We start from the raw sequence: 19,561 nt of genomic DNA, 5'->3' as shown, positions 1-19,561 counted from the left end.
GGCTATTTTAGTATGCTGATGTAACCATTGATGGGTTCTGGCCGTTGTTGGCCCAAAAGCAGTTGATAGTAGTACACCGCTACCGGTAATTTTTTCCCTTTGGCGGTGCCATACCAGTCGTTTCTGTACGGGGCACTTTCATAGACCTTGTTTCCCCATCGGTTGTAAATGATCAATTGGTTGTTGGGGTAGGCCTCAATACCCTGGATATAAAAAGTATCGTTGGCGCCGTCTCCATTGGGGGTCATGGTATTGGCAATGGTAACGGGCAGTTCCAGATCGGCCGATCGGTCGCACTGAAGATCAAAGGGGCCGATGCTATTTTCGCAAGCTGTATCGCTCACGAGAAGGGTATACCTTCCGGCCGCTACATTCAATAAATCCGGAGAGGTGCCTACTATAGTGTTGTTTTCATCGGACCATTGGTAAATTGCGGTTTCTGTAGTGCCCTGAATATCGATATTGGTAATGGATCCATTGGTTTCCGTACAGTTCGGTATGCTTATTTGAACTTCGGCATCGTTTAGTACGATATCGGTGCAAGATGTGCTGCATAATACCGAAGGAGGTAAGCCCAGTTTCGCCAGATTCCCACCAAGATCAATGGCATCCTGTTGATAGTCCGCAGCCATTCCAAGTAAATTCGGATTTGCAATAACGCCCAAGGAAGTCTGATTAAAAACAGAATGGTATATTCTACCATCTGGCCCTATTTGTAGGGCTCCTCCAGAGCGAGGCGTATTGCTCAATACCGTTTGTGAGCCTTGTATTTCATCAATGGTCCCGGCATTGAGATCGTATTGAAAAAGTCGGCTACCATCGGCTGCCTTTCCGCTTTCCCCTACATACAAAAACCGATTGTTCGCAGAAAATTCTATTCCGTATGGTTTTAACATGTCGCTCAGGGTTTGCGGGTTTGAGAGTCGCCCTGTGCCGGCATTAAAATCGAATAGTTGTACGTTTCCGGTATCGATGGAACTGTTTGCGATGCGCGTGGCATCGGAATTCACCTTCATGGTGCCATATTTGCCCAAAATACCCAATGTTTCACCAACGGCACTGATCGTTGGGCCAGAATCGATTCCGCTGGGGGACAGTAAAAAACTTAAAAATTCATTGGATTGCCATCGGTGTACTATTATCCAGGTATCGGTTCCATTGGCATGGGGTACGGCGATTAGTTTTTCGGTGATTTTTTCAACAAGTTGTACATTTTTTACAGTGGTTACATCGCCCATCCCACCATTCAACTCCATATCGATTTCAGAGTATTGGAGGCCATTAAAATTGCCGGCTTCCTCCGAAGTGAATATGAGGTACCGATCGGTGGTTCCTGGTTTTTGCAAGATTATCGCACTTTGTGCACTACTGTTCCCGCCCTTAAGATCTGACCCATTGGGCATAATATTTCCGTTGCGATCGTATACCCGTATTCCATCGGTATAAAACAAAAGCGCTCCATTGTTATCGCTTATGGCGGCCGTTCCCTCATCGGTGGACAATTGGCCATCGGTTATGGCGGTGACCGTACCATTGTTAAATGACAGTCCCGCATTCAGCCCAAAGTACCAATTGTTGTTTATTCCGGAGCAACTCTGAAAACCATTGCTTTCAAGCTCGTCTACCATAACGGTTACGCTATCGCTACTTGAACAGCCTCCACCAAAATCGGCAGTTACCGTATAGGTGGTGGTTTCGTTGGGACTGGCAATGGGGTTCGCCGAACTTGTATCATCAAGACCATCGACCGGACTCCACGAATACGAGATTGGTGTGCCACCTGTGGCCGTGGGCATTAGCACCGTACTCCCCCCGGAGGCTATAGTGCTGTCCTCGCCTGCATTCAGCGTAGCATTTCCTTGTCGCTCTCGCACTGAAACGGCGTCGATATAGTAGTAGGCACCTCCGAAAGAAGTGACCCCAATTTGTTCGGGTACGTTATCGTGAAATGTACCTATAACTACAAAACGTTCACCACCCGTGGCCGTGTAGGTCGCGGCGGCCAAGCTCCAACTGGCTTTATTGTCTATAAAGACCCCGGCAGGAGTTACCAATTGCGGATTCGCGGTCAAATGATTGTTGACGGAAGCATAAGTGTTGGGTTCGGTCGCGCCCAAGTACATTCCCAAAGCATCCGAAGCAAAGGAGGAAGATTTTGCCAAACTGTAGACAAAGGAAATTTGATATTCCCGACCAGCGATTAAAGGGGTGGACAATTCCGTAACCAGATATTCCTTATTGGAAGGGCCACCCGTAATATAGGTATGGATCCCGGCGTACGCTTCTCCTGAAAATGGATTTAAGCCTCCCTTATAGTTTGCCGTGGTACCTACATAGTCCGTTCCAAGGATGAAAGGAGCGCAGGAATTAAAATAATCAGGCGCTTCCGATCCGTTAGATCCGGAGGGCAGTACAACGGGAGCCCTCCAATCGGTTGACCGAATTACTTGTCCAGAGTTGTCGGGGCATGTATCGAACGTTTCAAAGTCCGGGTTGGAAACCATTTCTTGCCCAAGACAGGATTTGGAAACAACACAGTCGGGCACCCCCTGCATGAAGTTCCAAACCATTTGTGCCGCACCCACATTGGACTCTCCCGATGGCAAGGGATGCCCAGCGGTATAATACTCGGCGGCAACTCCCAATCTTCCCCCAAAACCAGTATCCCAATAGGCCTGATACACTTCCAGACCAATGGCTAACGTAACTGCATTATCAAGAGCGGGGCCGACCATTTCGCCCCCGGTAGAAAAAGAGACCCGTTCCGCGATACAGGTAGATAATTTTCCATCTATCAAGATTGACGGAGAACTATCCGTAATACTTTCGTTGTGGGCCTGCAGGTTTATGGAAGCCTGTCCAATGCCGGCAAGGAGCCTATTGATGTTGTCTTCTTGCAAATTTTCAAGCCCGGGACTACTTATAGTGGCGGGGTCGATTTCAAAAAAAAGATTACCACCTCCCTGAAGATAAAGGATCAACCAATCAATAAAGGCTTCCGTAAAACTAGAGTAAAGTCCCTGGACCATTACCAAATCGTACGAAGCCAGATCCGCCATACAGGTCGTGGGAGGGATATTCGTAGCAGGCCCAATGGAAACATCACATATGGAGATAGTATTCGTGGCGCCAAAAAGACTTTGAAAATTCTCAAAATGTCTGTCGTCCTCGGCGGAACCGTTCACGGTCAGTATCAATACCTCTTCTTGGGCATTGGTATTTTGGACAACACATAATAATAAGAGAAAAGCATATATATACCTTGTCATGGAAAAGTACCATTTACATTGTAAAATATGCGCTATGCTTGGGAATATTATAACGGATCACAGAGCAATATAGTATATGGTCCATGAAGAATTCGAACAAACGGCTCCGATATTTGAATGTTCCCTTTTCTGAATTTTTAGGTTCTTTTCCATACCACATATCGAAAAGCCCCCGCTTATTTTTAAAAACCTTAAGTTTTTTGCTACCTTCCAGTGTTCGTAATGATTTTTCTATCCTTCTCACCATGCATCAAAATGGCTTCTATGTAACAGTAAAATATCTGCTGGTACCCGTATTCCTTTTTTTGATGATGGACACCCCATCTGCAAGGGCGAATGACCGCCCTACTTCATCGGCCGATATTGAAAAGCTACTGGAAACAGGCGAAGAACTACTCAGTAAAAACGGGAACGACCGGTTGCACGAAATCGACGCGCTAATTGCTGAAAATCTTTATTTGGCCGATACCCAAAACCGTATTCGGTATTATCTTTTTAAGGGAGGATTTTCCCAAAAACTAATGGATTTTGAAACTTCCAAGAGGCATTACGAAAGTGCACTGATCTTGACCGAAAAAGATGACTACAGAAATTTAGCGATAGGACACTTTGGTGTTTCAATGTTTTATAAGCACTTTAAGGAATTCGAATTACAAGAAGCGAATCTTTTAAAGGCGTATCGGTTTGCCAAGAAGGCAAATGATGATTTTTGGACATTGCATGCCGCCTTAGGTTTGGCGGCTCTAAGTGATTCCCGTGGAGCATATGAACAAACTAGGGAGTATCTTTCCAAATGTTTGGCAATCGATTCTTTGAACGGTGCCGTACGTTTGCGAAGGGCAAATCTTTACTTTGGCAACAATCGTTTTCGATTAGGGATGGAAGACCTCTGGGAGGTCGTTTTAAGTGACCCTAAGTTTGAGAATCAACTGACCATGTATGCCCTTTTTAATGTTATTTCCGTGCATATCAATATGGGTAGTTATGAAAAGGCTCGGGAAATTTTGACGATAGTCTTGGAAAACCCTAAAAAGTATAATGCCAAGGTCGTTGCTTACTACACTTTTTACGAGGGTGTTCTATTACAGGAAGAAGGGTGCCCTGATGATGCCAGGGTCCAATTTATTCGAGCGCTAGAAACCTTTTCGGATTCAAGCATTCAGGAAAATGTGATGCGCTGTTTGTTCCCCATTGATCGTGACAATTGGAATCCACGGTATCTTTCCGCAATGATCGATAGGGAATTGATAAGCCGGGAATTCTTGGTTTCCGATTTGGGCAAGATGATCCAATTGGTGTTGGATTCTGACAAAGGCTCTGTTGCGGAAAGACGCCTTCTTTTGGACGACTCGTTTACGTTTATGGATGAATCACCGGGCTTGAGCGAATCGTACCGCTTATGGCTTTTGGAACTGCTTCAAGAAACCAATGGGAATTTAAACTATCGCAGTTTGGAAATGGCCACCGCAATAGATTCCCTGCAGCGAATAGCAAAGGAAAAAAAGCAAACGCTGGTCGATAACTACGTATATGTAAACAATAAGGTCTTTAATAAAAGAATCAGCGAAAATAATGCGCTCTTACACGAGAAGGAAGGCATTATCGTGCAAGAGAAAAAGACGAACAGTATTTTTTTTAAGATTGTTTGGGGAATGATCATCGTGCTGTTGTTGATCAGCTTGTTACTTTATAAAATATTCAACGACCGCAATAAGATTCGAAAATTGAACGAGGCCATTTTGGCAAAAAATTTAAGCCTGCAACAGTATGGTAAGGAGTACGAAAACCTGTTGATGATTTTGGGGCATCAAGTTAAAAAGCCAGTGAATCAAATGCACTACGGATTGAGTCAGATCATCGATAGGACAAAAGCATTGGATGATCGGCAGTTGGACTTTATTCTCCATAACGTTAGTAGGGACACTGAAGAATTATCGAACCGAATCAAAATTATCTTGTCCTTGATAAAAAGCAATATCGAGAACATTGCCATATCGACCACTAGAATAAATATTTACGATTTGATCAAAGAACGGTTGAATTTTTTTGAGTCCCATTTTGAAGCTTCCAATATTCAACTAAATTACAAGGTCGATCGTAGTTTGTACACACAAAATAATCTTGAGTCGCTCTCCATTATTTTTGACAACCTATTCGAAAACATAAGAAAGTACGGGGTTGCGGGAGGAAGTATCGATATTGAGGTCACTAAAACAAGAGAAGGGGTTCAATTGGAAATTCGAAACTCGTTTTCCGAACAGCTACAAAATTTGCTCGTACTTGAAAAATCGGTTAAAAGAACTATACCAAGTTTTGGTTTGGGGCATACCATCATACGAACCCTATGCGACCGTCTTAAGATTAAATATGAGTTCACCCGGTTGAACAAAAAATACGCTACCAGACTTTTGTTTACCTCTTAAAAACAGCTGTAGTGGCGCCGCTTTCCCAAACTTGTGATTACCAGGTTTTCCACCCCCGTTCTCTTTTGATTTTTGTTTGCCGAAAGTAAAAACGATAGATCGGTTTTGCCAGGAAACATGCTGTTCCCTTTAAAAAATCCAATATTTAAGTCCGAAACCTTCCCTTTGATAGCACTTTCTTTATTTACAAATGGCGCCGTATAATTTTTTTCACCACAGGGATACCAAATAATAGATCGCCTCTACCGAATAATACAGGAACGGGGCTCCACGATACATGTCGCTTTTCCATAGCACGTGATATTCGCATATTTACCTGTGTTAATTATTCATCGTTAGTTTGGTTCTGTGGAGTGCCGAACAACGCTAATGCGCTTGGTTAATTTAACCTTGTGCTTGGGAGGGCCATCGTATCGCAAGATCGGTGGCCTATGCTTTTGGGGGTATCCCAAAGGTCTAAAACAGTTCAAAACTTAACCATCACCGGAACATTTGTGCCTCAAAATCGCCCTTTTTGGCACGTGCGACGTTCAACACATCCCCGTTCGACATCATTACCTGTGGCAGTTTGGATTTTATAATTTTTTTGACCTTGTTCTTGTTGATCAAATGCGATTGATGGATTCGGATGAAATTGTCGTCATCAGCGAGTAGGGAATCGTACTCTTTCAAGGTTTTGGCAACCAAAATCGGTTTTTGGTCCTCTAAAAAAATCCTGCAGTAGTTGATTTCTGCCTTAAAATAAAGTATGGAAGCCACTTCGACCAATTCTACATATTGTTCGGTGGGAATGGCCAACTTTTTAGGTTGCTGGTTTCGGTTCAAGTGCGCCAGTACATTTTCTATTTGCAGCTGTTGCTGCTGATTTTGAGTGAATTTTGATATTGCGGTCCGAAGTTCCGAAACGTCTACGGGCTTACTCACATAATCAATAGCACTGAGCTTAATGGCCTGCAGCGCATATTGTTCAAAGGAGGTGATGAAAATAATACCAAACTCTAGGGTATCTAACTGCTCTAAAACCTCAAATGAGGACCCTGGATCCAACTCAATATCGGTCAGTAAGAGGGCAGGGCGGGTTTTTTGAATGCCTCTTACCGCTTCAGATACGCTTGTGGCGGTTCCGACGACCTCTAGCTGGGGAAACTCCTTTTGTACGGTCCGAACGAGCCAGTCCAAAGCGATGACGTCATCTTCAATGATAAAGCAGGAGGTTTTTAACATATGTGGTTTAGGACTTGTTCGCCTAAAAGTAGCCAAATTCAAGGAAAGCGTAAAATTGGCGCTGCAGATGTCTTTTGTGATTCTTTCTGGGCTGTGCCTACAGTACGTAATAAGAACTAAGTTTATTATTTTCCCGACAGGCTGTCACCGCTATGTTAACGCCAACGCCGTTTCCCGGAATTCGCTTTTTGGGGCATCGCATACCGGGCAAACGTATTGTTCCGAGAGGTCGTTAAAACGGGTTCCCGGAGAAATATTGGCCTTTTCATCGCCGTAGGTTTCATCGTATACCGTAAGGCACGATAGGCATTGGTATACCTGTTTTGTGGTGGTTTCGACCGCTTTTTTGGCACTTTCTTGCGGACCTTTTACCGTTCCCAGTTGATCGAAGTAAATTTTACTGAGTTCCATGAGCAGGCCCGGCAGTTCAATTTTATCAACATCTTGGGCATGGGTCAAATACTTTCGCGTATTCGGGTCGAAATCTTGAAAATGCAGTACGTTGTATGTTGGCCGTACTTCAAAGTCCTTTACTAGGGTAGGCGCCTCGTTTTTTTCGATGATGATTGCGGCAAAATGGGATCTTTTTCCCACATCGTTGCTGATACCAAAGGTGAGTCCATAGGTACTGATATCGTTTTGGTCGAAGCTACGGACCAGAAACTTTTTCAGTTCCAAGGCCTCTTTATCGTCTACGGGAACATGCCAGTTCATTTCCAATTGTGAATGCCTTACATTAATGCCCCACTGCCCTAAAAAACGCTCCAGCTCTGGACGGCTATCTTGTTTGATGCCTTTGATTACGAACGATTTCCAGGGGGTGATGCAAATTTTTCCGATACTGTTGTCCAGGCAAAAACCACAAAACTCCTTTAAAAAAGCAAGGTCGTATCGATTGTTGCGCCAGTACAGCCCAAGCCAATACTGGTCGATTCCCATACGGTTTACCCCCTCGTAGTAGGGAAAGGTGGTAAACGGCACCTTTAAGGCTTTTTCGATGTTCTTGTTATTGGTGCTCAAGCTCTTGTTCATTCTCAAAAACAGGTCGTCGATATCGGTAACCGTTTCGTGTATGGCCTCTATGGCCTTGGATATGGCGGTGATGTCCCAGCTGTAGATCAGAACCGGGTAAAAGACGGATTGGCTCCAATGGGGAAGTTTGATGTTCAAATACCAATAATCCTCACTTTCGGAAGCAATAAAGTTCAAATGGCCACTAAAGATAGGCACCAAACGTTGCTTGGGGTCGGTTATATTGATCTGTAGCTGGGGCAAATAGTCGAACCCCTCCAAAATGTACAAATAGGTGGACCCTTTTAGCCAATGGGTCATTTGAAAAATATCGGCGGATACATAGGAACACACAATGTTCTGGTAGCTGCGTTCGCCGATAATATCGGCATTGAAGGTAGAAATGCTTTCCAATTGTTCCTCTTTGGAACTGTCCAAAGGGAACAAGAGGTCCTGGCGCGAGCCGAAATGAATTTCCGTCAAACCGGTGGTTTCGAGCATGGTGATGATATCCTTGAGTTCCCCTGGTGAGGTGACCCCTCCCTTTAATAGAATTCGATGTAAATCGTCGTTCATTGCCATGGTATTCGTATTGGTCGACCTATATTAAGGTCATTATTGTGTTTTGGAGCGATGTATCTTCCCTTTACCAATTTGTTTTGGGATGTATCAATTTAACTGTAACTGTTTGTCCATAATCGCTTTAATTTCCGGTTTACAGCTTCCACAGCCCAAGCCTGCCCCCGTCTGGGAACAGAGCGTTTTAAAGGAACTACAGCCCTCGGCTATGGCATCCATAATGTTTCCTTCGCCCACTTGGCTACAGGAACAGAGCAATTTGCCCTTTAAGGGAACGGTATTCGATGTTCCCCTTAATAGTTCGTTGCGTTTTTCGGAAAGTTCGATCTCTTCTTCGATAAGCCGCTTGAATTCGGCAAACTCGTTTTTATCCCCCATTAAAATAGCCCCTTTAAGGGTATCGTTCTTAACAATGCATTTTTTATAAAAACGTTTGCTGACGTCCATAAGAATGATCTCCTCATAGGCAGGGTCGTTCGTCGGGGCGTTTACCATACCGATGCTGCAGAGGTCCAGGTTTTCGAATTTTAAGATGTTCATGAGCACCGATCCGTTATAAAGACTCCCATAGTCCCCTAAAATGTAATTGGCGGCGCTATCGGCCTGTTGCTCTGCCGCGGAGGTAATCCCGAACAGGGAATTGTTGAATTCCGCTATTTCGCCCAAGGCAAAAATATGGGGGTCGCTGGTCTGTAAATAGGAATTGACCTGTACGCCCCTACGGGTCTGTAGCCCCGATTGTTTTGCAAGTTCGATATTGGGCCGGGTACCAATGGCATATACAATGGCATTGCATTGGATGGAACGGCCGGTTTTGAGGTTCACTTTTAGGGAATTGGATCGTTCCCGTTCCTCAAAAACGGTACTCACCTCGTTATCAAAATAAATTTGGATGCCTCTTTCGGCCACATCTTCGGCAAGCAATCTACTGGCAATACCGTCCAGTTGGCGTTCCATGAGCCGTGGTGCCCGCTGTACGATACTGATATTGATGTCTATTTTTTTTAGGGCCGCGGCCAGCTCAAGGCCCAATAGCCCGCCACCAACGATAACCACATGTTGCGCGTTCGGGGGAAGCCCGGTTTTGGCCAGGTACCGCTTCAATTTATCGGCATCGCCACGTTCCCGCATGGTAAAACGTCCGGGGAGGTCCATTTGTACCTCACTGGGCACAAAGGCGCGACTTCCGGTGGCCATGACCAGTATGTCATAAGAATGGGAGGTGCCGTTGGTGTCGGTGACCGTTTTTTGCGCTGCATCGACGGCCGTAATACCGATTCCGGGGTGTAATTGCACGTTCAATTTCTGCAACTCCCCTTTTTTTAATTTTTCCAAAGCTTCCCAGGAAAGCTCGTCACTTACATATTCGGGTAAGAGCACACGGTTGTAAAAGGGGTCGTTTTCTTTGGAAAAAACATGTAGTTCATCCTTTTTGTTCTTTTCCCGATACGATTGTATGAACCGATAGGCGGCGGCCCCTGCACCGATAACCACTATTTTTTGATTTGGTTTTACATACTTGCTAACCTGTACGGCGCAGTACTTAAAATCGGGTTCTTTTGAAACGGGATCTACAATATCATTGGTGATGTTGTTCGCCCTACCAAAATCATTGTTTAAAATTTTGCCCCAATGCATGGGCAGAAAAACTACCTTTTCCCGTATGTCGTAGCCCACTTTTACTTTTACCCGTACTTCTCCCCTACGGCTTTTGATTACGGCAATATCATCTTCCTTTAGTTTTCGTAGGTGCGCGTCTATCTTGTTCATTTCCAAATAGGGCTCCGGAATATGGGTCAGCAACCGTTTTACTTTCCCCGTTTTTGTTCGCGTATGCCATTGGTCCCGTACCCGACCGGTATTTAAAATTAACGGATAGTCCGCATCGGTGGTCTCCGACTGGTTTTCCATTTTTAATGGTGCATTAAAATGGGCCTTTTCGTCGTTTGTATGAAACTTCATATCGGTAAACAGCCTTGGGGTTCCGGGATGGGTAGGGTGGGGTACCGGCCATTGAAAACTGCCCTCGTTTTTTAACCTTTCGTAGGACAGCCCGGAAATATCGATATTGGTTCCTTTGGTGAGCAGGCAATGCTCGTCATATACTTCGCTTGCGTTGCCGTAATCAAAGCCTTTATACCCCATGGCCTGCGCAAAACGCCAAAGAATTTCCACATCTGGCAATGCCGCTCCAGGGGCATCGATCATTTTGGGCAGGTAGCTGATTCTGCGCTCGGAATTCGTCATCGTACCTTCTTTCTCCAGCCAACCCGCTGCAGGAAGCAACAAGTCGGCGAATTTTGTGGTCTCGGAGTTGTGGGAGATATCCTGTACCACCACAAAAGCGGCATTTTTAAGGGCCCTTTCTACTTTGTGCACATTCGGCATGCTCACTACCGGGTTGGTACAAATGATCCAAATAGCCTTTAAGGTCCCTTTTTCAAGGGCGTCGAACATTTCGGTAGCGGTGTAGCCCGGTTCTCCCTTGATTAGTGCCTCCCCGCCCCAGAAGTCCGATACTTCCTTTCGATGGACGGCATTTCCAAGGTCTTTGTGCGCGGCCAAAAGGTTTGCCATACCACCTACTTCGCGCCCGCCCATGGCGTTGGGTTGGCCCGTTAACGAAAACGGACCGCAACCCGGTTTTCCGATTTGTCCGGTCAACAAGGAGAGGTTGAGTAGGGAAACGTTTTTTGAAACACCGATCACGCTTTGGTTGAGCCCCATGGTCCACATGCTCAAAAATTTACTTGCCTCTCCAATATATTGCGCCGCTTTTCGTATTTCGGAGGCCGGAATACCGCATTTTTCGGCCGCTTGTCGTATGGAAAGGGAAAATGCCGCAGTTTTGACCGCCTCAAAATTAACGGTATGTTTTTTAATAAAGGCCGTATCGGTTTTTCGTTTTTCGATGAGCCAACGGGCAATGGCATTGAACAAAAAGACATCTGTACCAGGCAGAATTTGCAGGTGTAGGTCGGCAGCAGCGGCCGTTTGTGTTTTTCTGGGATCGACGACAATAACCTTTATTTCGGGGCGGTCCGCTTTGCGTTGTTCCAAGCGACGGTACAAAATTGGATGGCACCATGCCGGGTTTGCCCCGGCGATCAGAAAACAATCGGCCAATTCGATATCCTCATAGGAAATGGGAACCGAGTCTTCCCCAATGGTTTTTTTATACCCGACCACGGCAGAGCTCATACAGAGCCGAGAGTTGGTATCGATGTTATTGGTGCCGATAAACCCTTTGGTCAGTTTATTGGCCAAATAATATTCTTCGGTAAGGCATTGTCCCGAAACATAAAAACCCACACTATCCGGGCCGTGTTTGGCGATGATACTTTTAAAAACGGCAGCGGCCCTTTCAAAAGCGGTGTCCCAACTTACTTTTTGCATGGGGTGGTTTCTTCCCCATCGCATTTGCGGGTGTAAAATGCGATCGGTAGTATCTTGGGCCACGTAGTTGAGGTTTCTCCCCTTGGTGCACAACATTCCTTTGTTTGCCGGGTAGTCGGGGTCTCCGGAAACCGTTAAAGCGCCCTTGTTGTCGATATCTACAAGAATGCCGCAGCCCACCCCACAATAGGAACAGATTGTTTTTTTTGTTTTCTTTTTCTGCATACCAAGTGTTTTTGATATGGTATAGAAATGGTTTTTCCCGCAAGCAAAACCGCATGGCCATACCCTGATCAAATTCTTAAAGCAAATTAGAAAAATACGTATAAATACGTAGTGTTTATTTGGTAATAGTTTGGGCTTATTTTAGGGGATTGTTAAAGATTGGGGAATTTCGTTGCTTTTTTCGGAAACCTATGCGCCGCATGTTTATCGGTCAGGAGCATTATTTTTCGTAACCCTAATCTCGTTACGTTATGATGAGTATGTTCTTTTTACGTAGAAAACGGACCTAATATCGGAGACTGTTTTATACCATTTTAAGGTAGAAATGGTATTAAAGCGCTATTCCATCGCATACAATCGTATCACCTTCTTAAGGTCCGTTACAGCGTCTATTTCGTAAAAATGTGCCAATTGCCAATGTTGTGTTCGTTTCGCTTGCTGGCTTGTGGCAACGTCCCAACTTGGGTACACGCGAAACGCCCTTTTGCCTTCTTTTTTGGTCGATGTCAGTATTCCTTTTTGATCAATACGGATTTTGGAAAAACAAATTGTCCGAAGGCTTTTTCGGTTCGTACGTTTACTACATAAAAGTCAACTTCCTCGGTTTCCTCTAATGGTGCGATAAGCCCGTCCGTGTTCCGTTTCCAAAAGGTGACAAACTGACCAATTTTTTTTTGGCGTAACCTTCGAATTCCTACAGATTATGTTCAACCCATTCAATTCAAATCGGCATGCGGCGTATTCTTTGCTTTCCGGTGTTGCCCGGTACGCCGACATTTTAAGTCCGCATTTGTCATAAATATCGGTTTGTATTTGCGCTAGATCGGGGTGCATTTTAGGAATTCGGCTCCGTTTAAAAACGAAATGTTATTTTTTGTAAATATGTTGTTTTCTATACCAGCGTTTGGGAGCTGTCAATCGTGGCTATCCCGGTCTTTTCCCAAGGGTGTTTTGCGCGTTCAATTGCAGCAGATTCCACCGGTATCTGGGATTTCGTCCCTAAACGAAGCACCTGAAATCAACGTTTTTGTTTTCTTTTCTTGCCCAACGATATCTTATAATCGTCTATGGACCCGTTGATCTTTAGGTTAAGGAACTTTGTTTTTCTGTTGGGATCATCCTCTACAATTTCGTCTATTCGGTTCGGATCTACAATCGTATCTTTCTTGCTCCCGAACAGTTTTTGCCAGGACGCCTGTCGTACCGTTTTCCAAGGGATACGCACAAAATAGTCGATATTTTGATCGCTGTCGTGCGTTCCCGATAGTTCCATATGGCCGATGGTCGATTCGATGGTCATGGCCGGAATACTCATTTTTCCCTTGTCGATGGCCAAACTGTTCTGTAAGGTGTCGAACCGAATGTTGCGCAGGTTTTTATCGCCCATATAATCGGATAGTGCCAACATGGGGTCATAGTTCTTTAAACTACCATCTAGTACTTTTACGTCCATTTCAATAGTGGATTGGTCCAAATCTGGCACCATATCCGGATATACCCGGACCTTGCCTCGAATTCGAGAGGTGAGTTTTCCTTGTAAGTTTTCTGAGACGAGATGGTCCTGCCCAAAATTTTCAAATTTGAAAAGTAGTTTTTCCAGATCGATGTTGTTCATCGCCAAATCGGGTCGCATGTAAATGTTTTTTGGGTCGCTACCGTTAAAATAGCCGCTCAAACGAATGTTCCCACCGGCTGCATCCATATTCAGGGTATCGATATGGATATAATGATCGGGGGTCGTTCTTATGGCCGCATTGATGTTTTGAAGATCGATCCGGTGGTATATAAAATGCCCGATATTTGCCTTGAACCGCATGGCCGTAAACGGCAGTTCATAAATGTTAAACGCATCGGCATGTGTTGACACGTCATCCGTTTTGGAGTTAGCAATTGCCGCAGGTTTCGGCGGATCGAGGTTGAAATTGAAGAGCGCGTCATAATCGATGTAATTCGCTCGTACTTCTAGATAATTGTCCCGGTTTTTCGACTGTTTTCCATCGCCCAAATAATAACCTAGGTCAAAATTAAAATTGGTCGTTCCGATTTCACCATGAAAGTCGTCGATAACAATATGTTGGTCTTCATAATGTATGTTTCCTTTAAAGTCGTGGAAGCGTTGCGGGTGCAGTTTCATTTTTGTGTCCAACTTATCCAAAGAAAGGTCAATGGAATGTAGCGCCGAGTCCTTGTAGTGCATACTAGAGGTAAAATGCAGTGCCAAATTATCGAACGATTCATGTCGGTACTCTTTGGGAACATAGTTTTCGCCCTTGTAAGAAAAGAGGTCCTCCAATCCCAATTTGTTTGAAGTGAGATTAATGTCCAGCGCTACATCTCCCTGAAGTGTTGGCTGCATCCAAAAGGCGTAATCATGTATCAACCCATCAAAATGAAAATCGCTATTATCGATATACCCTGTAAAATCTACAATTTTTAAGTCCGCGTCATCTATTAGGATGTCGGCGTGAAAGTCATGTAGCTTATGCGGATAATGCTTCAGCTCCGCAAACAAGCTATCGATAAAAAACTCCCCTTTTGGCAAGTATTTGGACTCGGTAAAGTCCTTTGCAGAAGCAACGAAAGAAAGCCCCAAGCGTAGCTTTTCTATTTGTTCGTCAAAACCGGTTTGGGTAGTATCCTTTTCCGAAAAACGAGTCAACTCCGCTATATCCAAGGTGTTGGAGGCAATATCCAAATGGGTTTCCACCGGGATGTTGGTATGGTGTACAATGGCTGGTAGGTCCGATAAAAAACCACTTACCGACAGATCTGAATTGCCCATCAACAGTTCAAATTGTTTCAACGTCGCTTCTTTTCCTTTCATTACCAAATGTGCGTTGAGACCATTCAAAGGCGCTGGAAGCTCTTTTGCCTTTAGGCTTAGGTTTTCAACTTTCAATTCGGCATAATACGCCTGGTTCAGTTTTTGTAGCGCCTTTTCGGGAAAATCGATATCGATGATATCGTGAAAATTCATTTTTAGCGAAATCTTACCGGAGGCATCCTGTACTTGGTCCAGTTCAAAAAAGGCAGCTATAAAATCCAAATTGAAGTCGGCATTTAGTCGCATATCAACCTCGGGGGATTCAAAATTCTTTACGAAAAGGGAGCCGTTGAAGGTTCCTTTGTCCAAAGACGCGGTCATTTCGGTCAATGAAAATTCCATGGTACTGGCATCCCTGTTTTCACCATTGGTAAAATGGCCTTTAAAGCCCATATTATCAATTTTTTTTGCGCTTGCGGTGTTTTCCAAAAAGGCCTCCCCTGCACCAAAATTAGCGCTGATAAAAGGCCTGTTTCCTTTATTGGCAGGTCCTTGGGCCTTGGCATTGAAATAGATTTCCCCGGCATTTTTGTATTTCTCCAATACGGGAATTACATCTGCCGGGGCAAAAGCGATGAGCATATCAAAATTAGGCTTGGTCCCTTTTATGGAGAGGTCCAAGTCCATATCGTTCTTGGTATCAATGGCTCCTTCCAGTTCAAAATCACCGTTTTCCATAACAATGCCCGAGGGTTGTATGTCGAGCATACCGGTATGTTCGTTAAATACCACATCGGTATGAATTTCAAAGTGTTTTTTGCGAATGAAGGTCGTATCGCCGTCTTTGATCACGTTCAACTTAAAGTCCGTATCGATATGGCCGGCGATGCTACTGTCCGTTTGGCGAAAACCGCCTTTGCCATTGTAAATGAATTTCTCGACATCGGTATTGGTGGCTTCATCCAAGGTGTGGACATCCAGGTTTTTAAGCTCGATTTTTTTTAAATGGATATTGGTCGAGGTCGTTGTGGTGTCCGAAGGGCTGGCCAGGGAGTTTTGAATATTGGTGGTATTGTTTTCGTGAATTACGATATTAAAAACGCCATCTTCTATGAGCAGCGATTGGATGTCATAGTTTCCCTTTACAATGTCCCATAGGTTAAAACCGATATAAATGTCCTTTACCGCCATGACAAGGGGGGCATTGTCCTGTTTTGTTTCAAAAACTTGAACATCGTAAACCTTTATGGAGATGTGGGGAAAATTACCGAATAGGGTGAATTCGCTATCACCTATACGAACTAGGCCCTTGTGCTCTTGGTTCAGTTTTGCAATTTCCCCTTTGATGATTTCGGCTTGGTTGCTTTGGATGTAGACCAAGAGTCCTCCGACCACTAAAATGGGAGCAAAAATGAGCGCCAATACAATACGTTTCCAGCGTTTTGTTATTTTCAAAGCAAATATCTTTTCTAGGGGAAGATCGGTTTACTTTAGGATAACGAATTCGGGTGGGATAGTATTGTTTAAAACGGTGTTTCGTTTTATAGAGAGGTACAAAAGTATAATCCATTAGATTTAACCTAATACTTTAAAGGACTTTGAAATGATCAGTTGTATTGGCCGGTACTTGACTTTGCGGGTGTTGCGGTATAACCGAGAAATCTGAAGGGCTCTGACTTTCGGGTTTTCCGAAGCTGGTATGAAGGAGGGCTTCCCTTAAGGATAATCTTTCAATAAAATAATGTTGGTCAATAGTCTTGAACCTATTTGAACCAATGAGCACCATACTTGCCTATTGCGATGTTGCCAATTCCTGTTTAAATTTCTTCGTCAATATGTTCTTCTATTCTAAACTTACGCGTTGATAGGTCAAAAAAATGGTAGAAGTCATATGACAAATCTGTTTCTGGCTTGTTGATAACTCCGAAAAACGCGATGCTATTGTTGTCAACACTATTGAACCAGTACCCGCTTAAGTTAGCAATGTTAAGAAACTCATTGCCAGCATAGGAGCCAAATATTTCTTTAATAAATATGGTGTCCACAACTATTTGGTTTTCTTTCCATATTCTTAAATGCTTTTCGCTGTCCCTGTATTTGTCGATGTATTTTTTTCCGTCACTTTCAAATTCGTTAGTAACGTAAGAGTCAAGAGTTCTACTTTGAATTGAAATATGCAGATTTTGCGCTGAAATAAGAGTGTCAAATTCTATGGTATCTTTTTTATCCGGGAAGTATCGTATAACGACCTCTTTACGATCTACATTTTCTTCTTTTGCAATCGTTAAAGAATCATTTTTTTTATCGGTAGCTTCCATTTTTAGGACCTCTTTCCCCATGGTCTTTTTTTTCTTTTTCTGCTCGCCGCAGCTTACGATAAAAATGGTGGTGGTTAACAGTATTAAAAATAGTTTCTTCATAGTGTTCTTAAAGTTCAAAACAACGGTTCGGCCAGTCGGGGTTTAAAGGGAGTGAAATTTTTCGTTTTGGCCGTTTCACGTAGCTAGAATTTATTATTTTGTTGTGTTCCTTTTTATTTTACAATCCAAATCAAAAATTCTGAGATGTTAGGAAACAACAATGGAGCTCTTGAATTATTAAATGTCTTATTTACTATTTAAACTTTCGGCATTTGTTGCCACCGCAGCGCTAGGGGCCATAATCATATACTTCATTAAACCATTTCGCATTTTCTCTCCAATTCCAATAGGTATCGCAATCGACGGAGTCTGTTTCAATCGTTTTGATGAGTTCCTCATAATCCCGATCCCAAATTTTTGTTGAATTGTAGTAGACTTCTCTCTCATACCTCAATAAATTGTTGGCTGAACTATACAGGCCAATACGCTTTAGGTAATTGAAATATGCAATGGTTATCTTTTTGACATTTGTTGAATCGCTATGTTTTAGCTTTATTTCGAACTCTAGAAGACTAACAATTTTTGGATTACTTACCAATCCGATTTCCTCGGTGATAGGTTCATGGTTATAGGAGATGTAGATGTCACGAAAAATGTCGTAAACTACCTTTTCATTATTTTCCGCTTTTCTTCGATTCCAAAACTCCATATAATATTTGTCAACCCCCGTAGTGTCGGAATAAGATGAGATCAAGTCTTGTAGAATTTGATTTAGTGATTTGTTTCCCCAAACTGTTTCGGTCCAGTGATCGACGAATAAAGGTTTGTTAAATTCATCTTTGGAAATGAATTTTTGAAGTCCTACCGCTTTTAATGACCCATAAAATATATTTAAGTTTAATGGCTCTCGGAGCCACTTATTTTTCGAATAAGACCCAAACTGCTTGAAATCTACTATAGTTTCCAGATAGTCCCGATTTGATTGCCTATTGACATCTTTTAGAAAATCATAGTCGTTGTCGGAAAGTCCCTTCCGGCAAACTTCTTTTTCATTTGAGATGCATCCTACGAAAAATCCAAATAAGACAAGTACAAGGATTGTTTTCATTATAACTTTCAATAATAGGATATTGTTTTAAATGTGTAAGCTGAAATCCACAAGATTTTTTAGTTAGTGGGAAGGGAGTTGCCTCGTTCTTTTTGAAGAGTTATAATTTACTAACGATTACACCAACTTAAACTCCTGTGCTTTTTTAGAGAGGTCTATCAAATTTTTTACTTCCATTTTTCGCATGAGGTTAAAACGGTGGGTTTCAACGGTACGTTTGCTGTTCTGTAATTTTTCGGCGATCTGTTTGTTGGTAAGTCCTGACAATACCAGTTGCAAAACCTGAATTTCCTTGTTCGTCAAATCAAAATGATTGCCATGGGTAGGGGTCGGTTTGGCCGTTTCATTTGTATCGACGGTAGGGTTCAGTACATGGTCTACCAATACGTTGGAGATGTCGCCACTGTAGTATTTGCCACCATCGCGAACGGTATGGATGGCTTTAATGAACTCGGTTTTACCAGTGTCTTTTAAGAGATACCCTTTAGCTCCCGCCGCTACCGACTTTAAAATATACTCCTTTGAATCGTGCATGGAAAGAATAATGCTCTTTACGGTGCTGCCGGAATTGCTTAATTGTGCCACGGCTTCGATACCCGTCATTTTTGGCATGCGAATGTCCACGATCAACAGGTCGGGTCTTTTTTCGGCAACAAGCTGAATGGCTTCCGTACCATCGGCCCCTTCACCGATTACCTTTAAATCGTCCTCACTCTCCAAAAGCGCTCGGATACCGTCCCTTACCAAGGAATGATCGTCTACTAATACAATGGTTGTATGGTTCAAAATATGCGTAGTTATACGTACAAATATAGGTTTCTGGGGAAGAAGTACAAATTTGCTGTGAAGTTTAAAGTAGTAAGTACAAAGTATTGAGTACGGAGCGCTCCTTACTATATGTCTTTTAGGATACGCTTTTAGTGCATAAGTTGATGATTTCAAGGGCTATTTTTCAACTTTCCTAACCACTTTATACTAATTACTTCTTACCACCTGCTCCGTACCAACTACTTCTTACCAGGTAAAACGTAATAAGTACAGCGCATTGGGTATAGTGAGGCGTGCTTTTCATGATAAAATTTAACGATTCCAAAAATTATTTTTCACCAATTTTTTTCAACTTTCCTAACCACTAACCACTAACCACTAACCACTAACCACTAACCACTAACCACTAACCACTAACCACTAACCACTAACCA

At 43.3% G+C, this 19,561-nt stretch carries 9 protein-coding genes and 1 pseudogene; 1 reads left to right on the top strand and 9 read right to left on the bottom strand.

Annotated elements, in window-relative coordinates; genetic code table 11:
* Positions 1-2: 2 nt before the first annotated feature.
* Positions 3-3,269, bottom strand: a complete 3,267-nt coding sequence (locus tag ACRD7P_RS16100; RefSeq protein WP_430908679.1) for a gliding motility-associated C-terminal domain-containing protein — start codon at positions 3,267-3,269, stop codon at positions 3-5.
* Between the two features lie 308 nt (positions 3,270-3,577).
* On the opposite strand from ACRD7P_RS16100, the gene ACRD7P_RS16095 reads away from it, so the two are divergent.
* A complete protein-coding gene (locus tag ACRD7P_RS16095) occupies positions 3,578-5,692 on the top strand; it encodes a hypothetical protein (RefSeq protein WP_430908678.1) in 2,115 nt (704 codons plus the stop codon).
* A 480-nt stretch (positions 5,693-6,172) separates the two neighbouring features.
* Here the strand turns inward: ACRD7P_RS16095 and ACRD7P_RS16090 are convergent, their stop codons facing one another.
* The 8 genes and pseudogenes from ACRD7P_RS16090 to ACRD7P_RS16055 form a co-directional block, all read right to left on the bottom strand.
* Entirely contained in the window at positions 6,173-6,916 is a 744-nt protein-coding gene (locus ACRD7P_RS16090) for a LytR/AlgR family response regulator transcription factor (protein WP_430908677.1), read from the bottom strand.
* 150 nt (positions 6,917-7,066) lie between these two features.
* Positions 7,067-8,503, bottom strand: coding sequence for a rubredoxin (locus ACRD7P_RS16085; RefSeq protein WP_430908676.1), 1,437 nt, complete (start codon positions 8,501-8,503; stop codon positions 7,067-7,069).
* 93 nt (positions 8,504-8,596) lie between these two features.
* The gene (locus tag ACRD7P_RS16080; protein WP_430908675.1) at positions 8,597-12,127 is read right to left on the bottom strand and encodes a molybdopterin-dependent oxidoreductase; all 3,531 of its coding nucleotides are present in this window, start codon (positions 12,125-12,127) and stop codon (positions 8,597-8,599) included.
* Between the two features lie 339 nt (positions 12,128-12,466).
* A pseudogene (locus ACRD7P_RS16075) lies at positions 12,467-12,750 on the bottom strand (MepB family protein).
* Positions 12,751-13,145: 395 nt separating this feature from the next.
* A complete protein-coding gene (locus ACRD7P_RS16070; protein ID WP_430908674.1) occupies positions 13,146-16,346 on the bottom strand; it encodes an AsmA-like C-terminal region-containing protein in 3,201 nt (1,066 codons plus the stop codon).
* Positions 16,347-16,708: 362 nt separating this feature from the next.
* Positions 16,709-17,311, bottom strand: a complete 603-nt coding sequence (locus tag ACRD7P_RS16065; protein WP_430908673.1) for a DUF4738 domain-containing protein — start codon at positions 17,309-17,311, stop codon at positions 16,709-16,711.
* Positions 17,312-17,540: 229 nt separating this feature from the next.
* Positions 17,541-18,359 (bottom strand): hypothetical protein, encoded by an 819-nt coding sequence (locus ACRD7P_RS16060; protein WP_430908672.1) that lies wholly within the window; start codon positions 18,357-18,359, stop codon positions 17,541-17,543.
* A 117-nt stretch (positions 18,360-18,476) separates the two neighbouring features.
* On the bottom strand, positions 18,477-19,148 hold the full coding sequence (locus tag ACRD7P_RS16055) for a response regulator transcription factor (protein ID WP_430908721.1): 672 nt from the start codon (positions 19,146-19,148) through the stop codon (positions 18,477-18,479).
* Positions 19,149-19,561: the final 413 nt, after the last annotated feature.

The sequence above is a fragment of the Maribacter sp. 2-571 genome, from assembly GCF_050589625.1.
Classification (GTDB): domain Bacteria; phylum Bacteroidota; class Bacteroidia; order Flavobacteriales; family Flavobacteriaceae; genus Pelagihabitans.
This window is presented reverse-complemented; position numbering and strand designations above follow the sequence as displayed.